Genomic DNA, 25,567 nt, shown 5'->3' on the forward strand with positions numbered 1-25,567 from the left:
TCGGACAACGAGGGTGGCGGCAAGGCGGCCTTCGACGCGATCAAGCAGCTCAACCCCAACGGCGGCAAGGTCCTGGTCATGTCGACCGACCCCGGCATCTCAACGGTGGACGCCCGCGTGAAGGGCTTCGAGGAGTCCGTCAAGGCCGACTCCAAGTTCCAGTACATGGGCGTGCAGTACTCGCACAACGACCCCGCCACCGCGGCCCAGCTCACCAGCGCGGCGCTGCAGAAGGACCCCGACCTCGTGGGGATCTTCGCAGCGAACCTCTTCGCCGCCGAGGGCAGCGCAACGGGTCTTCGGCAGGCCGGGAAGCAGGGCAGCGTCGACATCGTCGGGTTCGACGCCGGGCCGAACCAGGTCAAGGCGCTGAAGGAGGGAACCGTGCAGGCCCTCGTCGCTCAGCAGCCGGCGACCATCGGCCAGTTCGGCCTCGACGCGGCTGTCTCCGTCCTTGACGGAACCACCGTGCCCAAGAGCGTCCAGACCGGCTTCACCGTGATCACCAAGGACAACGTCGACGGTGACGGGGCCAAGGCCATCTACAAGTCCACGTGCTGAGCACCTGTGGGGCGCAGACGCGTGCCGGTGACGTGGCTGCGCCCCTGGAAGGAACCACCATGACCGTCATCGTCGGATACCGCCCCACGCCAGAGGGCGGGGCTGCGCTGGACCGCGCGGTCGAGGAGACCCGACGCCGGGGCGCGCGACTCCTGGTCGTCAACAGCGCCGAGGAACCGCCCGGGTCGCCGGAGCCCATCTCGGCGGAGCGTGGCGTGGACGCGCTGGCACGGCGTCTCTCATCGGCCGGTGTCGCTCACGACATCCGCCAGCTGCATCTCGGCGAGGACCCCTGCGAGGCGATCCTCGCCGGCGTCTCGGAGCCCACCGCGGACCTCATCGTCATCGGGGTGCGCCGGCGAACCCCGGTGGGAAAGCTCATCACCGGAAGCGTCGCGCAGCGGATCCTCCTCGAGGCACCTTGTGCGGTCCTTGCCGTCAAAGCCCCGTGATGCCGTGGGTCCATCCACACGTCGAAGGGGCGCTGGTGTGACCGCGCGCCTGGTCGCGGGACTCGACCTCGGCAGCACCGGGGTGAAGATCCTTGTCGCCGAGCAGGACGGCACACAGGTGCTGGTTCGCCAGCGTCCGACCCCTTGGCGGGACGGTCCCGGCGGCACCACCGAGATGGCCGCCGGCGACCTCATCGCCACCGTGTCCGACCTGCTCCGGGCCACTGCCGACGAGCTCCTGACGAGCGTGCCTGCCCGGGACGCCGTCGTCGCCTCGGTGGCCATCTCGGGGATGGGGGAGACCGGCTTCCTCGTCGACGCCGGGGGCCGCGCTGTGGCCAGCGGATTCGCCTGGTTCGACCCTCGCGGGCGTGAGCAGATCGACGCCCTGCCGTCACGCCTGCGGGCCCAGTTCGCCGGGCGCACCGGTCTTCCCGCCGGCGCTCAGGTGTCAGTGGCCAAGCTGCTGCACCTGCGGGACAGCGGACTGGCGCTGAGGGGCCTGCGCTGGTTCAACCTTCCCGAATATGTGGCCGCCGCGCTGGGCGCCCTCGAGGTGAGCGAGTACTCGCTCACCTCGAGGACCGGCCTGCTCGACCAGGACTCAGGCCTGCCGTGGCAGGCGATGCTGGACCACCTCGGCGTCGACGAGGAGTTCCTGCCTCCCCTCGTCGACGCGGGAACACCTCTGGGGCCGGCCACCGCGGACTGGCTGCCAGCTGCCTTCGCCGGCGCGCGCATCACCGTCGCCGGCCACGACCACCTCGTGTCCGCCGTGTCCGGGGGAGCCATCCCTGCCGACCGCTACCACGTGTCGATGGGCACGGCGGAGGTGCTGCTGCGCGTGCTCGACGAACCGGTGCCCTTTCAAGCCCGGGAACAGCTCGCCGGCCACCTGATCAACTCGGTGCGCCATGTCGTCCCCGGCAAGCACGTCGTCGTCGCCGGGGTGAAGACAGGACTCCTGATGAGGCGCGCCCTGCAGCTGTGCGGCATCACGGACAGCGCAGGAAGGGACCACCTCGACGAGGTGGCACACGCACTGCCGCTGGAGGGAAACCTGGCGAGGGACGCCATCGAGGTGAGGGGCGCCCGGAACGATGACGGTGTCCTGTCGCTCAGCGTTCGGGCGGACGGCGTCAGCCCGGCGGAGCTGTTCAACGCGGTGCTGCGGCATGGCAACGACGAGATCCGGCTGCTCATCCGTGCCATGGACGACGTCATGCCCGTGGCGCATTCGACTCTGCTCACGGGCGGCTGGGCCGGCATGAAGAGCGTGCGACGAGCCCGGACCCGCGTGCTGCCCGATGTCAGCGTGTCCTCCCGCGACCAGGACACCGCCCATGGCGCGGCGCTGTTTGCCGCGCGCCTGCTCGAGCGCCCAACCCATCCAGAGCCGGCCTTGTGACGTGCCGGCGCAGAAGCCACCCGAGCGACGTCGCTCGACATCAGAAACAGGAGCACTTCCATGAACGAACTCACGACGCTCGAGCGACGTGCAATGGCCGCGATCTCGACGCCGGCAGGCAGGATGCTCATCGTCGCCGCGGACCAGCGCAACGGCATGAAGGCAGTGATGACCGATGCTCCCGACGGCCCTGACTCCGTCACCGCCGACCAGCTCGCCGCCGCGAAGGCGGACCTGGTGCGCCACCTCGGCAACCACGCCCCGGCCATCCTGCTCGACCCCGAGGTCGCGCTGCCGCGGATCGTCGATGACGGAACGCTCGCCCGGGGCACGGCCCTGGTCGTCGGCATGGACGCCTCGGGCTTCGAGACGGTCGACGGCCTGCGCTACACCCGCTACGTCGAGGGGGTGACCGCCCGCAGCGTGCGGCAGCTCGGCGGTGATGTCGCCAAGATGCTGTTCTACCTGCGCCCCGACCGGCAGGGCGCCGGTTCCAGGGTGGGGGACGAGATCCGGTCGCTGGTCAAGGCGTGCGAGGAGGAAGGCCTCCTCCTCATCGTCGAGGTCCTCACCTACCGGCTCGACGGGGAGAGCGAGGAGGAGTACCGCGCCCTCTTCCCGCAGCTGGTGGCCGACGCGGCGCGGATCTGCGTGGAGTGCGGGGCCAAGGTGCTCAAGCTGCCCTACCCCGGATCCGCCCAGGGCAGTGCCATGGTGACTGCCGCCGCCTCCGGGGTGCCGTGGGCCGTGCTCTCTGCGGGCGTCGACCACGACACCTTCATCCGGCAGGTGCAGATCGCTGTGGCCAACGGGGCGAGCGGAGCCATGGCGGGCCGATCGCTGTGGAAGGACAGCCTGGCCGTCGCACCCGAGGTCCGCAGGCAGCTGCTCACCTCGCGCGCCCTGCCCCGGCTGCGGGAGCTGCAGGCCGTCGTCGACGGTGCCCCGGCCCGGGGCGCCGTCACGGATCAGGGCGCCCCGACCATCGACGGCGTGGTGACCCGCGGCTCCACCGGCCCGTAGAGAGTGCTCCGCTGCCGGACGGGACGCCCGGCGGCGTGGGCGAGCTCGTGGAACTCGTGCTCCTCGAGCAGCTGTCCGTGGGCGGCGCCCGCGGCCCGGCTGATGTTCTCGTCCATGAGGGTGCCGCCGAGGTCGTTGACGCCGGCCCGGAGCAGCTGCCGGGCACCGGCCGGGCCGAGCTTGACCCACGACGCCTGCACGTTGTGGACCACGCCGTGGTAGGCGATCCGGCCGACGGCGTGCATGAGGATCGTCTCGCGCCACGTCGGGCCGCGGCGGGCCCGCCGCTTGAGGTAGACCGGCGCGGCCATGTGCACGAAGGGCAGCGGCACGAACTCCGTGAACCCGCCGGTCTGCCGCTGCAGCTCGCGCGTGCGGAGCAGGTGCCGGGCCCAGTGCACGGGCTGCTCGACCGAGCCGAACATGACGGTGATGTTGCTGCGCAGCCCGATCTCATGGGCGGTGCGGTGCACCTCCAGCCACTCGTCGGTGCGGATCTTGTCGGGGCACAGGACCGCGCGCACCTCGTCGTCGAGGATCTCGGCGGCGGTGCCGGGCAGCGAGCTCAGCCCCGCGGCCTTGAGCTCCGAGAGGTAGTCGGACAGCGTCGCGCCGAGACGGCGGGCGCCCTCGTGGACTTCCAGGGCCGTGAAGGCGTGGACGTGCAGCGCCGGCACGGCCTCCTTGACGGCCTTGACGACGTCGAGGTAGAAGCCGCCGTCGAAGCTCGGGTGGATGCCGCCCTGCAGGCACACCTCGGTGGCGCCGCGCCGCCACGCCTCCCGGGAGCGCTCGGCGATGTCGTCGAGCGTCAGCAGGTAGGGCCGGCCGCGGAGGTTGAGCGACAGGGGCCCCTTGGAGAAGCCGCAGAAGGTGCACCGGAACGTGCAGACGTTGGTGTAGTTGATGTTGCGGTTGACGACGTAGGTGACCGTCTCGCCCACGGCCTCGGCGCGGAGCGCGTCGGCCACCTCGGCGACGGCGGCCACCTCCGGGCCGCGGGCTCCGAAGAGGGTGACGAGCTCGGCCTCGCCGAGCTCCTGCCCGAGCCGCACGCCGGCCAGCACCTCGGCGACGGCGCCGGCCGCCCGCGGGCGAGCTGGCACGAGGTGCACCGGCTCGGCGTCCGCGCCCGAGTACCAGCCCGTGGAGCGCCGGCCGACCTGCACGACCTCGGCACCGGTCCCGACGTTGGCGGCCGCCTCGTGCCGCTCGGGCCACAGGGCGCCGGGGTCGTCCCGGCCGAGCCCCTCGGCGTCCGAGCGGTCCAGGACCGGGAAGTGCAGGTCGGCATCGATCCACTCGTCCGGGCGGGCGACGAACTCGGGGTATGCCGTGAGCCGTGGGGCCAGGGCGAGCCCCGCCTCCTCGGTGGCCCGGCGCAGCGTGTCGATGGCCGGCCAGGGACGCTCGGGGTTGACGTGGTCCGGCGTGACGGGGGAGACCCCGCCCCAGTCGTCGATGCCGGCGTCGAGCAGCGCGCCCAGCTGCTCGGGATCAGCGAGGTTGGGCGGCGCCTGGACGTGGACGTCCGCCGGGAGGATGAGCCGGGCCAGTGCGATGGCCTGCAGGTGCTCCTGCGTCGGGCACGCCGCCGCGTCGCGCATCGCCGTGCCGGCCTTGGGCAGGAAGTTCTGGACGATGACCTCCTGCACGTGCCCGTGCCGGCGGTGGCTGTCGGCGATGGCCTGCAGGGCCGTCACCCGGTCGACGGTCGTCTCGCCGATGCCGACGAGGATCCCGGTCGTGAAGGGGATCCGCAGCTCGCCGGCCGCCTCGAGGGTGGCGAGCCGTCGGGCGGGGGCCTTGTCCGGCGCCCCGCGGTGCGCGGCCAGGTCCCCTCGCAGTGACTCGAGCATCATCCCCTGCGACGGCGCCACCTGCCGCAGCCGGGCGAGGGAATCCGGCGAGATCGCCCCCGCATTGGCATGGGGCAGCAGGCCGGTCTCCTCGATGACGACCCGGCAGGCCTCTGCCAGATAGTCGATGGTGGAGGCGTAGCCGTGGTCGTCGAGCCAGACCCGCGCCTGCGGGTAGCGCTCCTCGGGCAGCTCGCCGAGCGTGAAGAGCGCCTCGTGGCACCCCGTCTCGGCACCCCGGCGAGCCACCGAGAGCACCTCCTCGAGGCTGAGGTAAGCGCTCGCCAGGTGGCGCGGTGCGGAGGCGAAGGTGCAGTAGCCGCAGCGGTCCCGGCAGAGCCGCGTGAGCGGGATGAACACCTTGGGGGAGTAGGTCACCCGGGTGCCGGTGGTCTGCTCCCGCACGTCCCTGGCCCGCTGGGTCAGCGCGGCGAGGGACAGGCCGAGCAGCTCGGCCGCCGGGGGCAGGGCCTCCGGTGACGCGGCATACCGTGCCGGGGTCCTCCTGGCGGTGAACTCGGGGTCCATGGTCGTCCCTTCGCTGGTGGGTGGAGCGGTGGCGTCAGTCCGGCAGGCCGAGTATCGCGGCGAGCACCCTATCCTCCGACGCCGGTCAGGTGTCGGGTCCGGTGTCTGAAGCATGCCCGCCCGCTCGAGCGCGCACCAGCGGGGTCGGTGTGGTCAGCCCGGGCAGCGCCACGGCTGCGTTGCCAATCGCCGTGCTGCACGGCATAATTTCGGACCAATTGAGGTTAGGGGACCACACAGCATGATCGGCGTCGTTGGCTCGGCCGACTCGGCCGCTCGTCTCCAGCAGGTGGCTCGGGACCTCTCGATGACCGACCAGGTCCTCGTGCGCTCCTACGACGCGCTCGAGCAGGCTGCCGAGCTCGCCGCCGAGCTGGACGGGCTGTGCAACGTCCTGCTCTTCACCGGGCTCGTGCCCTACCAGCTCACGGCGGAGCGACGGCCGGGCCTGCACAGCCGCACCCAGTACGTGCCGCATGGCGGCATCGACCTCTATCGCACCCTGGCCCTGCTCCTGGCCGAGCACCGGGGCACCCTGCCCGCCACGAGTCTCGACACGATCCCGGCCGACCTGGCCAGGGAGGGCTTCGAGGACCTCGGGCTCACGGCGCCGCGGCACATCCTCGCCCTGGAAGCCCAGGGATCCGTGCGGGTGCGCTCCTCCGACGACGTGGCGCTCTTCCACAGGGACCTCTACAAGCGGGGGGAGGTGGCCCTGTGCATCACGTGCCTCGGCTCCGTGGCCCGCGAGCTGCAGGCGGACGGCATCCCGGTCGTGCGGGTGGAGCACACCCGGTCGGCCTTGCGGGACAGTCTGATCCGGGCAGCGTTGACTGACCGCATCGTCCGTGGGGAGGACACCCAGACAGCGGTCGTGGGGATCCAGCTGGCCCCCGGCACACGGCTCAGCCGTCGGCTCCGGTCAGTCGCAACCGCGCTCGCCGACCAGCTGCAAGGGACGCCGGCCTCTGGCCCCGACGGCCTGCTGCTCGTGCACGCGACACGCGGACCAGTCGAGCGACTCCTCGCGCGACACCGATGGGAGTGGTGGCGCCTCGTCGGCGGGCTGGACGCTCCAGCAGGAACGAAGTTCGGCTTCGGGGTGGGCGCCACCGTCTCGGAGGCAGAGACGAATGCGCGGCGCTCGATGCAGCTCGACACGACAGGGGACCAGCTGCGCCTGGTCCTGTCCGACGGCGCCATCGTCGACGGTTCGGCGGGATCGCGATCCGGTGGTCAGCTCGGGAGCCTGCGGCAGACCGATGACCGGGTGCTCGCGCATGCCCGCGAGATCGGCCTCAGCTCCCTCACGCTGGCGCGGCTGGCGGCGTCGCTGCGGCATCTCGACGTCACCGGCTTCACGGCGCGCGAGCTGGCCGAGGTCTACGGCGTCGAGACGCGCTCGGCCCGTCGGCTGCTCACGACGCTGATCGACGCAGGGGTGGCCCGCGAGGCTGGTCATCAGGGCGCGCCGGGCGCCGGTCGCCCGCAGACGGTCTATCGCATCGACCTCGAGAGGCTCCTCCCGAGGGAGTAGCCGACGTCGCGCGACCAGTGCGGTCCCGACCCTTGACAGCGGCCCGTCACGGGTGGAGTCTCGGTGCCAGCACGTTTCAGCCCTATTTCGGACCGAGGCAGGCCAGTGCCCACGTCGACGCCCCAGCTGTTGGAGTCCCTCATCGCGCTCCGGCGGGACCTGCACGCACACCCCGAGCTGCGCTTCGCCGAGACCCGCACAGCGGGAATCGTCGCGGACCGCCTGCGCGGCGCGCGGCTCGAGGTCACGGAGGGCGTCGCGGGCACCGGTGTCGTCGCCACCCTGGGCACGAGCGGTCCGCACGTCCTCGTCCGCGCGGACCTCGACGCCCTGCCCACGCCCGACGCGAAGGAGGCGGGATACCGGTCGACCGCGCACGGCGTCAGCCACGCCTGCGGCCACGATGTCCACACCACCGTCGTGCTCGGCGTGGCGGAGACACTCGCCGCGGCGCCCCCGGCGGAGGGACGGATCACGTTCGTGTTCCAGCCGGCGGAGGAGATCCCCTTCGGGGAGGCCAGCGGCGGGCAGGCCATGCTCGATGCGGGCGTCCTGGACGGGGTCGACCTCGTGCTGGGGCTGCACTGCTGGCCCTGGCTCCCCGCGGGCGTGGTCGGTGTCGACCAGCGCGTCGCGATGGCGGGCAAGAGCGCGTTCAAGGTCGCGGTCACGGGGGTGGGAGCGCACGCGGCCGCACCTGACCAGGGACGAGACGCCATCGTCGCCGTGAGCCACATGGTCACCGGACTGCACCAGCTGCTCTCCCGCGAGACCCGGCCGGGACAACGAGCGACGATCAACGTCGGCACGATCCTCGGGGGCCGGTCCCAGAGCATCGTCCCACCCTCGGCGGAGCTGACGGGGACGATCCGCAGCGCCGATCCCGAGCTCGGGAGGCGGCTGCAGGACTCGCTCGAGCGGTGGGTCAGGGGGGTCAGCACGGCCGTGGGCGTGCAGTCCCGGGTCGAGTGGAGGAACGAGATGCCGCCGGTGCTCAACGATCCCACCCTGGTGCAGCGCGCGCTGGAGGTCCTCGAGGGCCAGGCGGCCCTCGAGGTCCGGCTCCTCGACGACCCTCCGATGACCGCGGATGACTTCGCGCTGTACGCCCAGAGTCGCCCGGGCCTCTACCTCAAGCTCGGGGTGTGCGCGCCCGACGGCAGCGTGGGCGCCTATCCCTTGCATGACAGCCGGTTCGATGTCGACGAGGCGGCGATCGGCGTCGGCGTCAGTGCCTTGACGGCGCTCGTCGAAGACCTCCTCCAACGGCCTCCGGAGGCCAGCCGTGGCTGAGCGCGAGATGGTCGGGACCTTCCTCTACCTCCCGATGGAGCGGGTCCACCATGGCCGCGGCGCCGTCACCAAGCTGGCGGGCGAGGCCGACCGTCTCGGCGCCGAGCGGGTCCTCGTCGTCACCAGCCCGAGCATCGTGCGCGCCACCGACGCGATCGCCCGCCTCCAGGCGCAGCTCGGCAGCCGCCTCGTGCACGTCTTCGACGGCGTGCGACCACACGTTCCCTACTCGTGCCTGCAGCCGGGTCTCGATGCGGTGTACGAGTGGGGCCCAGACCTGCTGGTGAGCGTCGGGGGTGGGAGCTGCGTGGACGCGGCCCGCGCTCTCGCCCTGAGCGCAGGGGAGGACCTGCGTGACGTCACCGGCCTGGCTGCCTTTCGCGCCCAGTTCGCGCCACCGCACACGACGACCATCCCCGCCACGAGCGGACGCGCCCTGCCGCACATCGCCGTTCCGACGACGCTGTCCGCAGCCGAGTTCGCCAACGCCGGGGCGGTCACGAGCGAGGCACGGCACGTCAAGGACCTGCTCATCGCCGACGAGCTGACGCCTCGGGTCGTGATCCTCGATCCCGAGCTCGCCGTGCAGACGCCGCTGTCGGTGTGGTCCTCCACCGGCATGCGTGCCCTCGACCACGCCGTCGAGTCCGTCTACTCGCCCAACGGTGGTCCGGTCAGCGACACTCTCAGCCTGGCGGCCATCCGGGACCTGGCCGCCGCCCTTCGCGCGGCATACGCCGACCCGGCGGACATCGCGGCGCGGGAGCGTGCACAGGTGGCGGCGTGGATGTCGTACTTCGGGGAGATGAACCTGACCCTGGGCCTCTCCCACGCCATCGGCCACCAGCTCGGCGCGCGGTTCGGCATGCAGCACGGTCTGACCTCGTGCATCGTCCTGCCCCACGTCATGCGGTTCCTCGCACCGGTCGTCCGGGACCGGCTCGCGCTCGTCGCGGGCGCGCTGGGGGTGGAGGCCGGGAGCCGGGACACCCAGGGCGCGGCGGAGGCCGCGGCGGCAGCCGTCGAGCAGCTGGTAAGAGACCTGGGCCTGCCCAGCCGCCTGCACGAGGTCGGAGTGACGTCAGCCGACTTCCCCGAGCTCGCGGACGCGGTGCTCGCCGACCTCGTCGTCGCGGGCAGCCCGCGACCCGTGACCAAGGAGCAGGTGGTCGAGATCCTGGGCAGCGCGTCGTGAGCGCACGTCCTGCCATCGCGGTCGCCGGTGTCTCCAAGACCTACCCCGGGGTGCGCGCCCTCCGGGCCGTCGACTTCGCCCTGATGCCGGGAGAGGTCCAGGTCCTGCTCGGCGAGAACGGAGCAGGCAAGTCCACCCTCGTGAAGATCCTCTCCGGGGCGGTGCAGCCCGACGACGGCACCATCGAGGTCGACGGCGTGCCCGTCGCACTGTCCTCGCCCCACGTCGCCCAGCGGGCCGGCGTCAGCACCGTCTACCAGGAGCTGTCGCTCGTCCCCGACCTCAGCATCGCCCAGAACATCTTTCTCGGACGGGAGCGGGTGCGCGGCCGGGTCGGCCTGCTGCGGCGCGGGGACATGAACGCGGAGGCCCGCACCCTGCTGGGTCTCATGGGCGTCGACCTGCACCCCTCGACGCCGGTGCGCGAGCTGAGCATCGCCATGCGGCAGGTCATCGAGATCGTCCGCGCCCTGGCCCGCGAGGCCAAGGTCCTGATCCTCGACGAGCCGACGTCGTCGCTGTCCCGGCAGGAGACCGACGAGCTGTTCGCGCGCATCGCGCGCGTCAGGGACGAGGGGGTGGCGATCTGCTACATCTCCCACCGGCTCGAGGAGATCGAGCAGATCGCAGACCGGGTCACCGTGATGCGTGACGGCGCCGTCGTGGCCCACCGCCTGTCGGCGAGCACGCCCCTGCCGGAGCTGGTGCGCCTCATGGTCGGCCGCAGCATCGAGGAGGAGTTCCCGACTCGGCCGGCCGCCGCGGGAGACGACCTCCTCGAGGTAGAGGGTCTCGTGGTGCCCGGCAAGGTCGACGGCGTCTCGCTCACCGTGCGCGCAGGAGAGGTGCTCGGTGTCTTCGGGCTCGTCGGGGCCGGCCGGACGCAGCTGCTCCGGGGCGTGTTCGGCATGGAGCCGAAGGCGTCGGGCACGGTCCGGGTGGCGGGCCGCGAGGTCGGCATCACCACTCCCCGCGAGGCGATCCGCGCCGGGCTGGCGCTCGTGCCCGAGGAGCGGCACGCCCAGGGACTCGTGCTCGGGATGAGCGTGCGCGACAACATCTGCCTCGCGTCCCTGCGCGAGTGCAGTCGGCTCGGCGTGCTGTCCGGTCAGCGCACCGCCCGGCTGGCCGACGACCAGATCCGCAAGCTGCGGGTGAAGCTGCGGGACAGCGACGTGCACGTCGGCACCCTCTCCGGCGGCAACCAGCAGAAGGTCGTCATCGCCCGCGCTCTGGCGGCCGGCTCGCGCGTGCTGCTCCTCGACGAGCCGACGAGGGGTGTGGACGTCGGGGCCAAGATCGAGATCTACGAGCTGATCAACACGTTGTCCAGAGAGGGAAAGGCCGTCGTGGTCGTGTCATCGGAGCTCCCGGAGATCCTCGGTCTGTCGGATCGGGTCGCCGTCATGCGTCAGGGTCGGATCTCGCTCGTCGTGGACCGCGCCGCCGCCGACCCGGAGACGCTGCTCAGCGCCGCGCTGCCGCTGACCGAGGGGGCGGCATGAGCCCCACGTCGACGGCGAGGGCGGACGCACGGTCGCGGTCCGTCAGCTGGGAGGTGCTCGGGCTGCCGCTCGCGCTGCTCGTGCTCGCCGTGTTCTTCGCCCTGCGCGCGCCCCACTTCGCCGAGGTCACGAACCTGTCCAACGTCGCCCGGCAGGGAGCAGTCCTCGCGCTCATCGGCATAGCCCAGACCGTGGTCATCCTCGGGGCCGGCATCGACCTCTCCGTGGGCTCGGTCATCGCACTGTCCAGCGTGCTCATGGCGACGGGCCTGCAGCACGGAAACGCGGTGGTGGGCGCCGGGATGGCCCTCGGTGCGGGCCTGCTCGTGGGCCTCGTCAACGGTCTGATCATCGGGCTGACCCGGGTCACCCCGTTCATCGTCACGCTCGGGATGCTGTCGATCGTGAGCGGGCTCGCTCTGACGATCACGAACGGGGACCCCATCTTCGAGCTTGCCGACTCGTCCTTCTTCCAGCTGGGCACCGGCTACGTCGGGCCGGTCCCGATTCCGGTGGTCCTCGCGGCCGTGGCCTTCGCGGCGGTGTGGTTCCTGCTCTACCGGACCCGCTTCGGCACCCACGTCTACGCCATCGGTGGCAACGAGCAGGCCGCGACCCTCGCGGGGATCGCCGTGGCGCGCACCAAGGTGCTCGTCTACATGCTGAGCGGCTGCTTCGCCGCGCTCGGCGGCATCATCCTCACAGCCCGCGTCCACTCCGGTCAGCCGCTGCTCGGGCAGGGGCTCGAGCTGTCCTCTGTCGCGACGGTGGTCATCGGTGGCACCTCCCTCTTCGGCGGGCGCGGCCGGCTCGTCGGCACCCTCTTCGGCGTGGCCCTCGTCGGGATCGTGCAGAACGGCCTGGATCTCCTCGGCGTCTCGACCTTCATCCAGCGCATCGTCATCGGCGCCGCGACCATCGGCGCCGTCCTGCTCACCGTCCTGCGAGAGGGCGGGCGCCAGCCCTAGCCAGCGGGCGGTCCCGCCTCGCCATCCGCTGCTCGAGCCGCACACATCGCACACCAGCTCCTCTGTCCGAAAGGTCTGACCATGGCAGTCACGAGACACCTGCGACGCAGCGCCCTGCTGCTGAGCCTTGCCGCACTCGGCGTGGCGACCGCCGCCTGTGGCACGTCGAGCACCGGGTCCGGGGCCGGCGCCGGAGCCTCAGGGACCGCGCCGGGGGCCAGCCAGCCGAGCGGGACCCCGACCGCGCTGCCCACCGCCACGACGGCGGAGGGCCTCAAGGCCAAGCGCGAGTACCGCCTCGCTGTCCTCTTCCCGAATGCCGGGGACCCCTACTTCCAGCAGAAGGCGTACGGGTACCGCGACGAGGCCGCCAAGACGGGGGTCAAGGTCGAGTTCTTCGACGCGGGCGGCTACGCCAACATCGAGAAGCAGATCTCCCAGATCGAGAACGCGACGCAGCAGAAGTTCGACGCCATCGCCATCGCCGTCACGAGCAGCACCGCGACGGTGCCAGCGCTCGAGGCGGCCCAGCAGGCCGGCGTCCTCGTCGTGGGCGACGGCGTCTTCCCCGAGTCCAAGAAGGTGCTCAAGCGGGGGGAGGACAGCGAGCTCGCCGGCTACCAGGCGGGCACGTACCTGTGCTCGTCCGTCAAGGAGGGCAGCGTGGGGCTGCTGCTCGGCCCGCCCGGGATCGACCTCATCCGCCTGCGTGAGGAGGGGGTCCGCAAGGCGCTCGCGTCGTGTCCGACGGTCACGGTGGCGAAGGCCCTGCACAACCTCAGCGACCTGCCGGCCTCCCTGCAGGCCGCGGAGAACGTCCTGCAGGCTGACCCCAACGTCAAGGGGTTCTATGCCTTCAACAGCGTGGTCGGGCAGGCGGTCGTGCAGTCGCTGAAGTCCGCGGGGAAGTCGCCAGGAGAGGTGCAGGTTGCCACGGTCGACCTCGACCCCGACCTCGAGGCGATGATGAAGCAGGGCTGGGTGCAGGAGACGAGCGTCGCCGGGTCGGTCCTGCTCGGACGAGTGGTCGTCGACACCGTGGTCGAGAAGCTCAACGGCCAGGACGTCGCCCAGGAGGCGTACCTCGTGCCCAAGGTCGTCACCAAGGACACGCTGGGGTCCTTCGACCGGTCCATCCTCTACCCGCCGGCCGGCCAGTAGCCGTGAGTGACACCCAGCACGTGAGTGCCGCCCGGGCGCTGCGGAGGCTCTTTCCGGGAGAGGGGCCGCTGCGCAACTGGGTCGACGGCGGGTGGTCGGACCGCCACGGAGAGGAGCTCGAGAGCATCGACCCGACCACGGGGCGCCCGCTCCTCACCGTCACCGTCGCCGACGAGGGGGAGGTCGACCGGGCCGCCGCGTCCGCCAGCGCGGCGTCGCGGGCGTGGTGGCGAGGCGACGGGCAGGACCGAGGTCGCATCCTGCGCGCCGTCGCCGACGCCATCCGCTCCCGCGGAGCCGACCTCGGGCTTGCCGACACGCTGGACGTGGGGCGCCCGATCCGGGACACGCGCACCCGCGACGTGGAGCGGGCGGCCAGGCTCTTCGAGTTCTGGGCCGGCGTCACGGACCGGATCCGCGGCGCCAACATCCCGGTCCAGCCGGGGTTCGCCAACGTCACGCAGTACGAGCCCTACGGCGTGGTCGGCGCGATCGCCCCGTGGAACTACCCGCTCACCAACGCGGCGACCAAGGTGGCGCCGGCCCTCGCGACCGGGAACGGCGTGGTGCTGAAGCCGGCGGAGGAGTCGCCGGTGTCCGCGCTGCTGCTCGCGTCCGTCGCATCCGACGCAGGTCTTCCGAGCGGTCTGCTCAACGTCGTCAACGGGCCCGGCGAGACGACCGGAGACCACGTCGTCCGCCACGAGGGGATCGAGAAGATCGCCTTCACCGGCTCGACCACTGTCGGCAGGGCGATCGCCTCTGCCGCCGGCGCGCTGCTCAAGTCGGTGAGCCTCGAGCTCGGCGGCAAGAGCCCCACCATGGTCTTCGCGGACGCCGACATCCCGCGGGCGGCGAGCGCCGTCGCCCTCAGCGGGTTCAACAACCAGGGCCAGACGTGCACGGCAGGCACGCGCGTCTACGTCGAGGGGCCGGTCCTCGACGAGTTCCTCGACGCGCTGAGGGCGCAGGTGGCCCGGCTGCGCGTCGGTGACCCGCTCGACCCGGAGACGCACGTCGGTCCGCTCGTCTCGGCCGCGCAGCATGCCCGCGTCCAGGACTACCTCGCCCTCGGCGACCGGCAGTCCGCCCAGCGCGTCGAGCTGGCCCCGATCCGGGCGCACCCCGACACCGGCTACTTCGTGGCACCCACCGTCTTCGTCCACCTCGACCCCGGCAACCGGATCGACCGCGAGGAGATCTTCGGCCCGGTCGTGTCGCTCCACGCCTTCGACGACGAGGAGGAGGCGCTCACCGCCGCGAACGACACGGCATACGGGCTGTCGGCGAGCGTGTGGACCCAGAGCCTCCCGCGGGCGCACCGTCTGTCGCGGGACCTGCGGGCCGGGCTCGTGTGGGTCAACGCCGTGCATGCGCTCCACCCGGGGTCGCCCTACGGCGGCTACAAGCAGAGCGGGGTGGGCCTCGAGATGGGCCTGGAGGCGATACCGCAGCTGATGAAGGTCAAGAGCGTCTGGACCGCCACCGAGCCCTGGGCGTCGCCCTGGGGCCCCCCGGAGTGAAGGCGGCAGGATGACCCCGTAGGAGGTGCGTCGGGTGTCCTTGCTCCACCGCCTCACGTGCGCGACGGCCTCCATCCACTCGTCGACGTAGCGGCCCTCGACGGCCGACTTCGGCAGGTGTTCGGGTGCCCCGCAGATCGATGCTCCTTGTTCCGACTTCGACGTCATCCCGACGCCCTCGTCGGTCAGATCGCTCACCGCATCTCGTGGCCCTTGCGAGAGCGCGCGAGCCCGCTGTGGCGCGGGCACCCGTGGCTGCTCCACGAGGACAAGCGTTTGAGACGCGCGTCTCACGGGCGACCGCGAACTGAAGCCCGAGCGCACGCTCGGTTGCCGCTGACTCCGGAACGCGAGGGGGGTGGCATGGCTCACCGACGCTTGACACTGCGCGCACACGGCTATACGTTTCCCTCCAATGCAGACGGTATGATCCGGATGGTTCGGTCCGGAGCCTCTGCCCCGGGGAAGGACGCCCGAGCATGTCTATGAGTCGCCACACACCAAACGGGCCGGTCGAAGGTCGCTCCTCAGGGGCTCCTCTTGCGGCGGCCTTCGCCTCCGTCGCCGGGTGGTCCTTCGACCTCTTCGACCTCTTCCTTCTGCTGTACGTCGCTGGCCCGGTGGGAAAGCAGATCTTCCCGTCGCACAGCCCGACGCTGAGCCTCGCCGCGGTCTTCGCCTCGTTCGCGGTCAGCATCGTGATGCGGCCGGCGGGCGCCGCGTTCTTCGGGGAGCTCGCGGACCGCAAGGGGCGCAAGGCGATCATGGTGACGGTCCTCGCCGGGGTCGGCCTGGCCACCGCCGCGATGGGCCTCGTGCCGACGTATGCCGCGATCGGCTTGGCGTCGCCCGTCATCTTCCTGGTCCTGCGCGTCATCCAGGGCCTCTTCGTCGGCGGTGTCACCGCGACCACGCACACCCTCGGCACCGAGAGCGTCGCACCAAGATGGCGGGGCCTGATGAGCGGGCTCATCGGCGGGGGTGGCGCCGGCCTGGGTGCGGCCCTCGCGAGCGTGGCCTTCATCGTCGTCAGCGGCTTATACCCCGGCCAGTCCTTCGACGAGAACGGCTGGCGCGTGATGTTCTTCAGCGGCCTGCTGGGCGCGGTGCTGAGTCTCTTCGTGCTCATGAAGGTCGAGGAGTCGCCCCTCTGGCAGGAGCAGCAGGATGCCGCGAAGAAGAATCCGACCGTTGTCGACCCCAAGCGCGTCCGCTTCGGCGACCTCGTTGCGGGGAGGTACCGCAAGATCCTCTTCATCAACATCGCGGTGGCGGCCGGTGCCGGGGCGCAGTACTACCTGACCTCAGGATTCCTGCCCACCCTGCTCGGCTCGGTCGTCAAGATGCCGAGCAGCAGCCGAGGTCAGATCCTGCTCATTGCCAGTCTCGTCGTCGTCATCTCAGCGACGATGGCGGGCGAGCTGAGCGAACGGATCGGACGTCGCAAGACGATGCTGCTGATCGGTGGTGCGAACGTCGTCCTCCTCCCGCTGTTCACGACGATCCTGGGCAACGCGAGCCCGACCGACACCGGAGCAATCCTGCTGTACTCCTGCCTGCTTGCCTTCTTCGCCAACGCTGCCTACGCCCCAGTCATGATCTTCCTCAACGAGCGGTACCCGACCGTCCTGCGGTCCCGGGGCACGGCGGTCTCGTGGAACACCGGCTTCATGCTCGGTGGTCTCCTGCCCACTTTCGTCAACCTGTTCAGCCCGACCCTCGCGGACGTGCCGAGCCGGCTCGTCATCTTCATCGTCGCCTCGGTCGTCGTCTTCCTCGTCGCGGTCGGCGTCAGCCCCGAGACCCGAGGCAACATCGACCGCAAGCACGTGGTCACCGAGCTGTCCGCCGCCGAGGGTGACACGTCGAGCACGGCCACCGACCCGCAGGGGCCGGCCCGGCCCGGCTTGCCCACCGACAAGGGGAGCGTCCGATGACCGCGACCGACCTGAGCCTGGCCGACCGCGTCGTGCTGCTGACCGGCGTCACCGGCGACATCGGCACCACCTACGTGAAGGCCTTCACGGCCGCCGGCGCCAACGTCGTCGCCGCCGACCTCCCCGATCTCACAGACGCCGGTGAGCGCATCGCCGCGGAGGCAAGCGAGACGGGGCCCGGGCGGGCGGTGTTCGTGCCGTGCGACATCACCGACGAAGCATCCGTCGAGCACGGGGTCCAGACGGCCGTCAAGACGTTCGGCGGACTGCACAGTGTCGTCAACAACGCGGCGATCTACCGCACCCTCGGTGGAAAGCGGGCGCTGACCGAGTTGACGACGGCCGACTGGGAGCTCGTTCTCCGCGTCAACGTCATCGGCATGTGGCAGGTGATCAAGGCCGCGGCGCCGGAGCTGGCGGCCAGCGGGCAGGGACGCATCGTCAACATCGCCTCGGTGGTGGCGCGCAACGGTGCGCCGGGCTTCGCCCACTACGTGGCCTCGAAGGCAGCGGTGGAGGGTCTGACCCGGTCGGCAGCACGCGAGCTCGGGGTGGACGGCACGACGGTGAATGCCGTGTCGCCGGGCCTCGTCGACGACGCGGCCACCCGTGACCTCAACTCCGGTGAGTACCTCGCAGCTGCTGCCGGGGCTCGGGCGATCCCTCGCGCCATGGTTCCCGAGGACCTCGTCGGCGCCGTGACCTGGCTGGCGGGCCCCTCGTCGGGCTTCGTGACCGGCCAGACGTTGATCGTGGACGGCGGCGGGGTCTTCGTATGAGCTCGACGCAGCTGCAGCCCCTCGATCCCGTCACCCTCGAGCAGCTGCCCCCGGTCTCGCCGGCGTCTCGCGAGGACATCGACGCGGCCGCCGATGCCGCGGCTGCGGCGATGCGCGGCCCCTGGCCACGGGACCACCGGCGTCGCGCCGAGGTGCTGCACGCCTGGGCCGACCTGCTCCGGGCGGAGTCCGACGACCTGGTCGAGGACCTCGTCCGCGAGACCGGCAAGACCCGGTCCGAGGCCAGCGCAGAGATCCTCGGCAGCATCGACGCCCTGCGGTTCAACGCCGGCCTCGCCCGCCTACCGCTAGGCAGCGCCGGCTCCTTGTGGGACGGCAGCGAGGCGCATCTCGTGCGCGAGCCTGTCGGGCCCACGGTCTTCATCACACCGTGGAACTGGCCGGTTCTGCTCCTTCTGCGGGACCTCGCACCGGGCTTCGCGGTGGGTGTCACCGCCTTGGTCAAGCCGGCCCCGCAGACCTCCCACGTCACGGGCCGGGTCGTCGAGCTCGGGCACCGGGCGGGTGTCCCGGCGGACGTGCTGCAGTGCCTCCTCGGCGGTGCCGAGGTGGCCTCCGCCCTGGTGCGGCACCCGGCTACGGCGGCCGTGGCCATCACCGGGTCGACGACGGCGGGCCAGGCCGTGATGCGGGACGCGGCGGAGACGATGACCCGTCCGCTGCTCGAGCTCGGGGGCAAGGCCTCGATGCTCGTGCTGCCCGACGGCGACCTCGAGACCGCCGTCGCGCAAGCGGCGCGGGCCGCGATCGTGACGAGCGGACAGATGTGCATGGCCTGCACCCGGGTGCTGGTCCACCAGGACCAGCTCGCGACGGCGGAGAAGACCCTGCACGACGCGTTCGTGGAGATGACGCCCGGAGACCCCCGCAAGCCGGACAGCGTGCTCGGCCCGCTCGTCTCCTCGGCTGCCATGGAGAAGGTCACCGGCTACGTGGACCTCGCGCGTCGCGACGCCCGACTCGTCGTGGGTGGTGAGCAGGTGCACCCCGACGGCCTGCCGGGTCACTTCATGGTCCCGGCACTGGTCACGGACGTGGAGAGCGGGTCCCCGCTGGTCCAGGAGGACATCTTCGGGCCCCTGCTGACCCTGGAGTCCTACGAGAGCGAGGACGCCGCCCTCGAGCTGTCGAACGCGACCCCCTTCGGTCTCGCCGCCTCCGTGTGGTCGCGGGACCTGTCCCGGGCCATGTCCGCCGCCCGCCAGCTCAGGGCAGGCACGGTGTGGGTCAACGGGTACAACCGCTCCTACGCCGAGATGCCTTCGGGCGGCGTCCGCATGTCAGGTCTTGGTCGGACGCGCGGGATCGACGGCCTCGCCCAGTTCACCGAGCTCAAGCACATCCACCTGTCGGTCTAGATGCGATCTGACGACCCGGTGCGAGGAGGGAGACGGTGACCCCCGAGGAGGCTGCACAGGAAGTATGGCCGGACCGACCCGACCTGAGGGGATGGCTCGGGCTGCTGGAGCAACGCGGTGAGCTGCGTCGGCTCCGCAGCGAGATCGACCCGGACCAGGAGGTCACCGCCGTCCTCGAGGAGGTGGACGGTCGCAGTGCCGTCCTCTTCACCGCCGTGCGCGGCGCGCAGTTCCCGTTGCTCGGCAACACGGTGGCGACCCGGGAGGACTTCTCGGCCCTCCTCGGGTGCCCGTCGGAGGACGTGGTGCGCCGGCTCGGCGACGCCGTCGCCGCCCCGGTGAGCTGTGTGGAGGTCGCCCTCGCCGATGCCCCGGTGGCGGCTGTGCCCGAGAGCGGCCCGGACCTGCTGCACGACCTGCCACTGCCGGTGCAGCACGAGCATGACGCCGGCCGCTACCTCACGTCGGCCCTGCTGACCGTGCGGGATCCACGCACCGGCCTGACCAACCTGTCGATCAACCGGCTCCAGGTCGCCGGGCCGCGCGAGCTGCGGGTCCTGCTCCTCCCCGGCCGGCTGCGCTCCATCTTCGATGAGTCGGAGCGGCGGGGCGAGGACCTTCCCATCGCGATCTGCATCGGGGTGGACCCCGCCCTCGTCCTCGCGTCCCAGTCGCCGGCCGACAGCGAGATCGACGACCTCGAGGTCGCGAGCGCCCTGCATCCTCGCCCGCTCGAGGTGGTCACGCTCCCGGGACACAACTTCCCGGTGCCGGCCCGCGCCGAGATGGTGCTGCTCGGCACGGTCATGGCGGGGCAGCGCGCCCAGGAGGGCCCGTTCGGCGAGTATCCCCGGACCTACGGGCCCGCTGGACCGGCTCCGGTGATCCAGCTGACCAGCCGGTGGCGCCGGCCGGACCCCATCGGGCAGACGATCCTCTCGGGGGGGCGCGAGCACTTCTGGGTGGGCGGGCTGCCCCGTGAGGCGAGGCTGCTCCGGGCGCTCGAGGGGGCGGGCATCAGGCCGTATGCCGTTCGCCTCACCGAAGCGGGATCCTGCCGCCTGCATGCGGTCGTGTCGCTGGCCGCACCCTCTCCCGGCACGGTGCACCACGCGGCGATGGCGGTGTTCGCGGCGCTGGCCCCGGTCAAGCTCGTGGTCGTCGTCGACGAGGACGTCGACGTCTTCGACGACGAGGCCGTCGGCTGGGCGGTAGCCACTCGGTTCCAGGCCGACCGTGACCTGCTCGTCATCCCGCGCAGCCGCGGTGGCGGCCTCGACCCCTCCGCCGAGGGCGGCCCGACGGCCAAGCTCGTGGTGGACGCGACCGTCCCGGCGGGCAAGCGGCAGCACCACGCCCGAATGAGGTCGACCATCACCGGGTCGCCCCGCCTGGCCGAGCTCATGAGGCAGCTGGAGCCGGGCCGTGGCTGACCCTCGCGTCGAGCCGACCCGCGTGGTGGTCGCCATCACCGGGGCGTCAGGAGTCGCCTACGGGGTCCGCGCCCTCGAGCTGCTGCGCGCGGCCGAGGTGGAGACCCATCTGGTGGTCACGAGGTCCGGGGTCGCCACCCTGGCCCAGGAGACGTCGCTGTCGGTCTCGCAGGTCAAGGACCTGGCGTCCGTCGTGCACTCACCGAACGACCTGGGCGCGTCCATCTCGAGCGGCTCGTTCCCGGTGGCAGGGATGCTGGTCGCCCCCTGCAGTGTTCGGACGCTGTCTGGCATCGCGAACAGTTACGACGAGAACCTCGTCGTGCGGGCAGCCGACGTCACGCTGAAGGAACGGCGCCGGCTCGTGCTCCTCCTGCGGGAGACGCCACTGCACGCCGGGCACCTGCGACTGATGACCCAGGCCACTGAGGCGGGCGCGGTGATCATGCCGCCGGTCCCCGCCTTCTACACCCGTCCGGCATCCGTGCAGGACATCGTCGACGACACCGTGCACCGCGCCCTCGACCTCCTCGGGCTCGGGCAGGAGCACGGGCGCAGATGGGTCGGTGAGCGGCATACGTCCGGCACCACGGGCGCCCCGGACGGGGTCGCCGCCATTGCGGAAGTAGCACCACCTCTCGAGGGAGTACAACGATGACGGACCGCCAGACCGCAGGAGACGACGTGGCCAGGGTGGTGGATGACGGACTCGTCTTCGACCCCCATTCCGCGGATCTCACGCCGGAACGGGCGTACGAGCTGTACGAGCTGCTGCGGACCACGTGCCCCGTCGCCCACGGTGAGAAATACGGGGGGTACTGGTCGCTCGCGCGCTACGAGGACATCAAGGCGGTCGCGGCCGACCATCAGCGGTTCTCCTCGGCCGGAGGAGTGTACGTCCCGGCGGTCTCCGAGCACCGGTTCCCCCCGATCGACGTCGACCCCCCGGAGCACGCCGCGTTCCGCAAGCTCATCGCACCCCTGACGAGCGCGGCCGCAGCCAAGCAGATGGAGCCCGCCATCCAGGCCACCGTCGACCGGCTCATCGACGGGTTCATCGACGGCGGGCGTGCCGAGCTCGTCGAACAGATGGCCATCCCCCTTCCGCTCGACGTCATCACGCAGCTCTACGGGCTGCACCCGGACCAGGCGAACGACATCCGGGCGTACTCCCTCGAGTTCCTCGAACACGCCTCGGGCTCCCAGGGCCAGGACGTGATCACTCGCGTCGCGGACTACTGGATGGGCGTCTTCCAGGAGCGCCGCAAGCACCCCGGCGACGACTTCATCTCACAGCTCCTCGCGATCAACTTCGAGCTCGAGGTGCCCGACGAAGAGCTCGCCAACATGATGTTCATCCTCACGTATGCCGGGCACGACTCCACCGCCCTCGGCCTCGGCAACATGCTGCTCTACCTCGCGGAGCACCCGCAGGTGCACGGCCACCTGCTCGAGGACGAGCGTCGCATTCCCACGGCCATCGACGAGATCCTGCGCTTCAACGCGCCGCTGCAGTGGTTCCCGCGGTTGGCCACCGAAGACGTCACGATCGGCGACAAGACGGTCTGCGCGGGGGAGCGGGTGATGCTGCTGTTCGGTTCGGCGAACCGCGACTCCGACGCGTTCCCGGACGCCGACAGCATCGTGCTCGATCGCAAGCCCAACCGGCACCTCTCCTTCGGTGCGGGCATCCACACCTGCCCCGGGATGCCGCTGGCGAAGGCGGAGATCCGCATCGCGGTCACGTCGATGCTGAAGCGCCTTCCGGGCTTCCGACTCGACGGACCCGCCGAGCGGACCTCTCCGCTCGAGGGCGGCGGCCGGCACCTCGGCGTGCGCCATCTCCCGGTGACCTGGTAAGGAGCGCGACCCATGAGAATCACCATCGACTCCGACAAGTGCTGCGGCTACGGGGACTGCGTGCTCGCCGCGCCGGACGTGTTCGACATCGGCGACGACAACGTGGCGTACGTGCTCGTCGGCGACCCCGGGCCGGAGCTGCAGGACCAGGCGGCGCAGGGCGCGGCAGCCTGCCCGGTCGAGGCCATCGAGATCGCCTCGTGACGGCGTCGCTGCGCCGCGTCGTCATCGTCGGCAGCTCGCTCGCCGGCCTTCAGGCGGCGCAGTCCCTCCGGTCGGCAGGTTACGGCGGAGCCATCATCATGGTGGGGGACGAGCCCCACCTGCCATATGACCGACCGCCCTTGTCCAAGCAGCTCCTCAGCGGCAGCTGGGATCCCGACCGCACGCAGCTGCGACCCGACGCGGTCATCGCGAGGCTGGGTCTCACCTGGCGCCGCGGCGTCGCGGCGGTCGCCCTGGATCCCGAGCAGCGGCGGGTCGAGCTCGCCGACGGCGGCACCGAGGCCTACGACGCGGTGCTCATCGCGACCGGCACGAGCCCCCGACGGGTCGCCAACCCACTCGGCCTCACGGGGATCCGCACGTTGCGCACGCTGGACGACTCCGTCGCCCTGAGGGCGGCGCTCGAGGACAACCCGCGCGTCGTCGTCGTGGGCGGCGGCTTCATCGGGGCGGAGGTGGCGGCCGAGGCGCGCCGCCGGTCCCTCCCTGTCACCATGGTCGAAGCACTGTCCGTGCCGTTGTCCCGTGGGCTGGGGACCCGCTTGGGTCAGCTGTGCGCCGACCTCCACGTCGCGAACGGCGTGCAGCTGCTCTGTGGGGTGCGGGTCAGCGGCTTCGAGGGCGACGGGCACCTGGAGCGGGTGGTGCTCAGCGACGGCACCGTGGTCGACGCCGACCTCGCCGTCGTCGGCATCGGCTCCGAGCCGGCCACCGCGTGGCTGGAGACGTCCGGCCTGACGCTCGACGACGGAGTCGTCTGCGACTCGTTCTGCCGGGCGAGTGCCCCAGGCGTCTACGCCGCGGGCGACGTTGCGCGCTGGCACAACCCGCTCTTCGACGAGGTCACCCGGATCGAGCACTGGACGAACGCGCGCGAGCAGGCCGCTGCCGCCGTGGCGACGCTGCTGGCCGACCACGGCCTCGGGCCGGAGCCGGCGGCCTACGCCCCCGTACCCTATGTCTGGTCCGACCAGTACGGCCGCCGGATCCAGGTCGCCGGCCGCACGATGGGGGCCGAGGAGGTCACCGTGGTGCACCACGACCCCGACGACGGTGCCACGCTCGCCCTCTACCGCTTCGGCTGCCGGTTGGGTGGTGTCGCCGGCATCAACGCCTCACGCCGGCTGCTCCCGTTCCGCCGGATGATCGCCGGCCGGGTCGGCTGGGACGAGGCCCTGGCCGCCGCTGGCTAGGGTCGTCAGCTGCGCTCCTTCAGCAGGTCCTGCCAGAACTGCAGAGCGGCATACTCCATCGCCAGGCCAAGTCGCAGCGGAACCATGCGGTGCGCGACCTCTTCGCGACGTCCGAAGCGCGCCTGGATCTGCTCGTACGTGGCGATCCGCTCCTCGTGCTGCTCGACCTGCTCCCGCGCGAGGCTCAGGACGCTCTCGGGCTCGGCGAACTCGCCGAAGAACAGCTTGAGCTCGCCCACGTCGCGCACCTGCAGCGGCTCCTCGGTGGGCTCGGTGAGCCACTGGCGGAGCGCAGCCATGCCGGCCGGGGTGACACTGTAGGTCTGGCGCCGGCGCCCGTCCTCCTCGGTCTGGACGTCGAGCAGCCCGAGCTCGACCAGCCGCTTCGGCTCGGAGTAGAGCTGGGCGTGCGGAAACGGCCAGAAGTAGCCCACCGAGTGGCCCACGGCACGCTTGAGCTCGTACGACGTCGACGGCCCGCGCATCGCGATCATGCCGAGCACGACGTAGGAGGTCGTCGTCAGCCGGATGTTTGACATAGTCCAGAGCATACCGTAGTGTTGCCATCGTACGAATCATACCATTGAAGCGAAACGGTCGGGAGTGATCGGTGGACGTTGCAACGGCGCTGCGCTGGACCGCCCAGCGGTACCCCCACCGTCGTGCAGTCGGCGGCCGAGCCCCGCTCACCTACGCGCAGTGGGACGTCAAGACGGAACGGGTCGGTCACGCGTTGCACAGCCTGGGCGCCCGGGAGGGCAGCCGAGCCATCTTCCTGCTGGCCGGAGGAGAGCCGCTCGCCACGCTCCATCTGGCCGCCCAGAAGGCCCGGGTGGTCTCTCTGCCGCTCTCGATCCGGTTCAGCCCGGAGGAGCTCGCCTACTGCATCGATGACTGCGAGCCGTCGATGGTGGCCGTGGACGAGTCCACCCACCTCCTCGCGAGCCAGTCCCTCGAGCACCTCGCCGGGCCGCCGCCGCCGCTCGTCTGGGGCGGTCGCCGGGAGAACGCCCCGGCGGGCATGGCGTCGATCCAGGCGGCCGCCGAGCAGTCTCCGGCCACCCCGATCCCGGTCACGCCGACCGACGATGACATCAGCGTCATGCTCTACACCTCAGGGACGACCGGTCGGCCCAAGGGAGTTCCGCGCACCCACCGCGCCGAGCACTATGCGGCGCTGGCTCATCTGGTCCAGACCGGACACCGCCCCGGCGAGGTCACCCTCGGCGTGATGCCGCTGTTCCACACGATGGGCCTGCGTACGCTGCTGGCCAGCGTGGTCGCCGCCGGCACCTGGGTGCCCCAGGAGAGGTTCGAGGCGCAGGCCACCATGGAGCTGATCACCTCCGAAAAGGTGGGGGCGCTGTACCTTGTGCCGACCATCTACTGGTCGCTGTGGGAGACCGGCCGACTCCAAGAGGCCGCGTGCGTGCGCCGGCTCGCGTATGCGGGGGCCTCTATGACGCCCACGCTGGCCCAGCAGCTCGCCGACACGCTGCGCCCCGAGCGCTTCATCAACCACTTCGGCAGCACGGAGATCTACACCTTCACGATCGGACCCGATGCCGCCACCAAGCCTGGCTGTGCTGGTCGCGCCGGCATCTTCTCCCACGTGCGCCTCGTCGACCCCGACCCCGACGCCTCTCCGGATCTGCTCGTGGGGCCCGGTGAACAGGGACAGGTTGCCGTCTCCCTGCGCAGCCCGGAGGCGTTCAGCGGATACTGGCTGCGTCCCGACGCGGACCGCA

22 protein-coding genes are annotated in these 25,567 nt (G+C 71.3%); 20 read left to right on the plus strand and 2 right to left on the minus strand.

What is annotated here, in order from left to right; all coding sequences use genetic code 11:
* The 4 genes from VFJ94_RS02555 to VFJ94_RS02570 all read left to right on the plus strand — a co-directional run.
* Positions 1-561 (plus strand): substrate-binding domain-containing protein (locus VFJ94_RS02555; RefSeq protein ID WP_325002611.1); only part of this gene is annotated, 561 nt, incomplete at its 5' end.
* Between the two features lie 59 nt (positions 562-620).
* On the plus strand, positions 621-1,013 hold the full coding sequence (locus tag VFJ94_RS02560) for a universal stress protein (RefSeq protein ID WP_325002612.1): 393 nt from the start codon (positions 621-623) through the stop codon (positions 1,011-1,013).
* A 37-nt stretch (positions 1,014-1,050) separates the two neighbouring features.
* On the plus strand, positions 1,051-2,421 hold the full coding sequence (locus tag VFJ94_RS02565) for an FGGY family carbohydrate kinase (protein WP_325002613.1): 1,371 nt from the start codon (positions 1,051-1,053) through the stop codon (positions 2,419-2,421).
* Positions 2,422-2,481: 60 nt separating this feature from the next.
* Positions 2,482-3,444: a hypothetical protein gene (locus VFJ94_RS02570; RefSeq protein ID WP_325002614.1), complete on the plus strand. Its 963-nt coding sequence runs from the start codon at positions 2,482-2,484 to the stop codon at positions 3,442-3,444.
* Here the strand turns inward: VFJ94_RS02570 and VFJ94_RS02575 are convergent.
* Entirely contained in the window at positions 3,390-5,831 is a 2,442-nt protein-coding gene (locus tag VFJ94_RS02575) for a bifunctional FO biosynthesis protein CofGH (RefSeq protein WP_325002615.1), read from the minus strand. The genes VFJ94_RS02570 and VFJ94_RS02575 overlap by 55 nt on opposite strands.
* Before the next feature lie 241 nt (positions 5,832-6,072).
* On the opposite strand from VFJ94_RS02575, the gene VFJ94_RS02580 reads away from it, so the two are divergent.
* From VFJ94_RS02580 to VFJ94_RS02650, 15 genes are all read left to right on the plus strand, one after another.
* A complete protein-coding gene (locus VFJ94_RS02580; protein WP_325002616.1) occupies positions 6,073-7,368 on the plus strand; it encodes a hypothetical protein in 1,296 nt (431 codons plus the stop codon).
* Between the two features lie 105 nt (positions 7,369-7,473).
* Positions 7,474-8,661, plus strand: a complete 1,188-nt coding sequence (locus VFJ94_RS02585) for an amidohydrolase (RefSeq protein ID WP_325002617.1) — start codon at positions 7,474-7,476, stop codon at positions 8,659-8,661.
* Positions 8,654-9,856 carry an iron-containing alcohol dehydrogenase gene (locus tag VFJ94_RS02590; protein ID WP_325002618.1) on the plus strand — a complete coding sequence of 401 codons (1,203 nt, stop codon included), beginning with the start codon at positions 8,654-8,656 and terminating at the stop codon, positions 9,854-9,856. Before VFJ94_RS02585 ends, VFJ94_RS02590 begins: the two co-directional genes overlap by 8 nt.
* Positions 9,853-11,361 (plus strand): sugar ABC transporter ATP-binding protein, encoded by a 1,509-nt coding sequence (locus tag VFJ94_RS02595; RefSeq protein ID WP_325002619.1) that lies wholly within the window; start codon positions 9,853-9,855, stop codon positions 11,359-11,361. The genes VFJ94_RS02590 and VFJ94_RS02595 overlap by 4 nt, the downstream gene beginning before the upstream one ends.
* Complete coding sequence (locus VFJ94_RS02600) at positions 11,358-12,329, plus strand: ABC transporter permease (protein ID WP_325002620.1); 972 nt, start codon at positions 11,358-11,360, stop codon at positions 12,327-12,329. The genes VFJ94_RS02595 and VFJ94_RS02600 overlap by 4 nt, the downstream gene beginning before the upstream one ends.
* A gap of 81 nt (positions 12,330-12,410) precedes the next feature.
* Positions 12,411-13,490 (plus strand): sugar ABC transporter substrate-binding protein, encoded by a 1,080-nt coding sequence (locus VFJ94_RS02605; protein ID WP_325002621.1) that lies wholly within the window; start codon positions 12,411-12,413, stop codon positions 13,488-13,490.
* Between the two features lie 2 nt (positions 13,491-13,492).
* Entirely contained in the window at positions 13,493-15,013 is a 1,521-nt protein-coding gene (locus VFJ94_RS02610) for an aldehyde dehydrogenase family protein (protein WP_325002622.1), read from the plus strand.
* Positions 15,014-15,492: 479 nt separating this feature from the next.
* Positions 15,493-16,950 carry an MFS transporter gene (locus tag VFJ94_RS02615; protein WP_325002623.1) on the plus strand — a complete coding sequence of 486 codons (1,458 nt, stop codon included), beginning with the start codon at positions 15,493-15,495 and terminating at the stop codon, positions 16,948-16,950.
* Complete coding sequence (locus tag VFJ94_RS02620) at positions 16,947-17,729, plus strand: SDR family NAD(P)-dependent oxidoreductase (protein WP_325002624.1); 783 nt, start codon at positions 16,947-16,949, stop codon at positions 17,727-17,729. The genes VFJ94_RS02615 and VFJ94_RS02620 overlap by 4 nt, the downstream gene beginning before the upstream one ends.
* The gene (locus VFJ94_RS02625; protein ID WP_325002625.1) at positions 17,726-19,108 is read left to right on the plus strand and encodes an aldehyde dehydrogenase family protein; all 1,383 of its coding nucleotides are present in this window, start codon (positions 17,726-17,728) and stop codon (positions 19,106-19,108) included. Before VFJ94_RS02620 ends, VFJ94_RS02625 begins: the two co-directional genes overlap by 4 nt.
* A gap of 35 nt (positions 19,109-19,143) precedes the next feature.
* Positions 19,144-20,541, plus strand: a complete 1,398-nt coding sequence (locus VFJ94_RS02630) for a UbiD family decarboxylase (protein WP_325002626.1) — start codon at positions 19,144-19,146, stop codon at positions 20,539-20,541.
* The gene (locus VFJ94_RS02635; RefSeq protein ID WP_325002627.1) at positions 20,534-21,199 is read left to right on the plus strand and encodes a UbiX family flavin prenyltransferase; all 666 of its coding nucleotides are present in this window, start codon (positions 20,534-20,536) and stop codon (positions 21,197-21,199) included. The genes VFJ94_RS02630 and VFJ94_RS02635 overlap by 8 nt, the downstream gene beginning before the upstream one ends.
* The gene (locus tag VFJ94_RS02640; protein WP_325002628.1) at positions 21,196-22,401 is read left to right on the plus strand and encodes a cytochrome P450; all 1,206 of its coding nucleotides are present in this window, start codon (positions 21,196-21,198) and stop codon (positions 22,399-22,401) included. Before VFJ94_RS02635 ends, VFJ94_RS02640 begins: the two co-directional genes overlap by 4 nt.
* A gap of 12 nt (positions 22,402-22,413) precedes the next feature.
* Complete coding sequence (locus VFJ94_RS02645; protein WP_325002629.1) at positions 22,414-22,605, plus strand: ferredoxin; 192 nt, start codon at positions 22,414-22,416, stop codon at positions 22,603-22,605.
* Positions 22,602-23,819, plus strand: coding sequence for an NAD(P)/FAD-dependent oxidoreductase (locus tag VFJ94_RS02650; RefSeq protein WP_325002630.1), 1,218 nt, complete (start codon positions 22,602-22,604; stop codon positions 23,817-23,819). Before VFJ94_RS02645 ends, VFJ94_RS02650 begins: the two co-directional genes overlap by 4 nt.
* A gap of 5 nt (positions 23,820-23,824) precedes the next feature.
* Here VFJ94_RS02650 and VFJ94_RS02655 read toward each other — a convergent pair whose 3' ends face one another.
* Positions 23,825-24,358: a PadR family transcriptional regulator gene (locus tag VFJ94_RS02655; RefSeq protein WP_325002631.1), complete on the minus strand. Its 534-nt coding sequence runs from the start codon at positions 24,356-24,358 to the stop codon at positions 23,825-23,827.
* Positions 24,359-24,429: 71 nt separating this feature from the next.
* Here VFJ94_RS02655 and VFJ94_RS02660 point away from each other — a divergent pair.
* The coding region (locus VFJ94_RS02660; RefSeq protein WP_325002632.1) for a class I adenylate-forming enzyme family protein at positions 24,430-25,567 on the plus strand (1,138 nt) is incomplete at its 3' end.

The sequence above is a fragment of the Intrasporangium sp. genome (genome assembly GCF_035688975.1).
Taxonomy (GTDB): domain Bacteria; phylum Actinomycetota; class Actinomycetes; order Actinomycetales; family Dermatophilaceae; genus CALMNV01.

Bases quoted from the DNA above. Each gene is read 5' to 3' on its own strand.
- VFJ94_RS02645 (WP_325002629.1), top strand. From the start codon at position 22,414: ATGAGAATCACCATCGACTCCGACAAGTGCTGCGGCTACGGGGACTGC.
- VFJ94_RS02620 (WP_325002624.1), top strand. From the start codon at position 16,947: ATGACCGCGACCGACCTGAGCCTGGCCGACCGCGTCGTGCTGCTGACC.
- VFJ94_RS02580 (WP_325002616.1), top strand. From the start codon at position 6,073: ATGATCGGCGTCGTTGGCTCGGCCGACTCGGCCGCTCGTCTCCAGCAG.
- VFJ94_RS02560 (WP_325002612.1), top strand. From the start codon at position 621: ATGACCGTCATCGTCGGATACCGCCCCACGCCAGAGGGCGGGGCTGCG.
- VFJ94_RS02625 (WP_325002625.1), top strand. From the start codon at position 17,726: ATGAGCTCGACGCAGCTGCAGCCCCTCGATCCCGTCACCCTCGAGCAG.
- VFJ94_RS02640 (WP_325002628.1), top strand. From the start codon at position 21,196: ATGACGGACCGCCAGACCGCAGGAGACGACGTGGCCAGGGTGGTGGAT.
- VFJ94_RS02655 (WP_325002631.1), bottom strand. From the start codon at position 24,358: ATGTCAAACATCCGGCTGACGACGACCTCCTACGTCGTGCTCGGCATG.
- VFJ94_RS02570 (WP_325002614.1), top strand. From the start codon at position 2,482: ATGAACGAACTCACGACGCTCGAGCGACGTGCAATGGCCGCGATCTCG.
- VFJ94_RS02600 (WP_325002620.1), top strand. From the start codon at position 11,358: ATGAGCCCCACGTCGACGGCGAGGGCGGACGCACGGTCGCGGTCCGTC.
- VFJ94_RS02575 (WP_325002615.1), bottom strand. From the start codon at position 5,831: ATGGACCCCGAGTTCACCGCCAGGAGGACCCCGGCACGGTATGCCGCG.
- VFJ94_RS02605 (WP_325002621.1), top strand. From the start codon at position 12,411: ATGGCAGTCACGAGACACCTGCGACGCAGCGCCCTGCTGCTGAGCCTT.
- VFJ94_RS02615 (WP_325002623.1), top strand. From the start codon at position 15,493: ATGTCTATGAGTCGCCACACACCAAACGGGCCGGTCGAAGGTCGCTCC.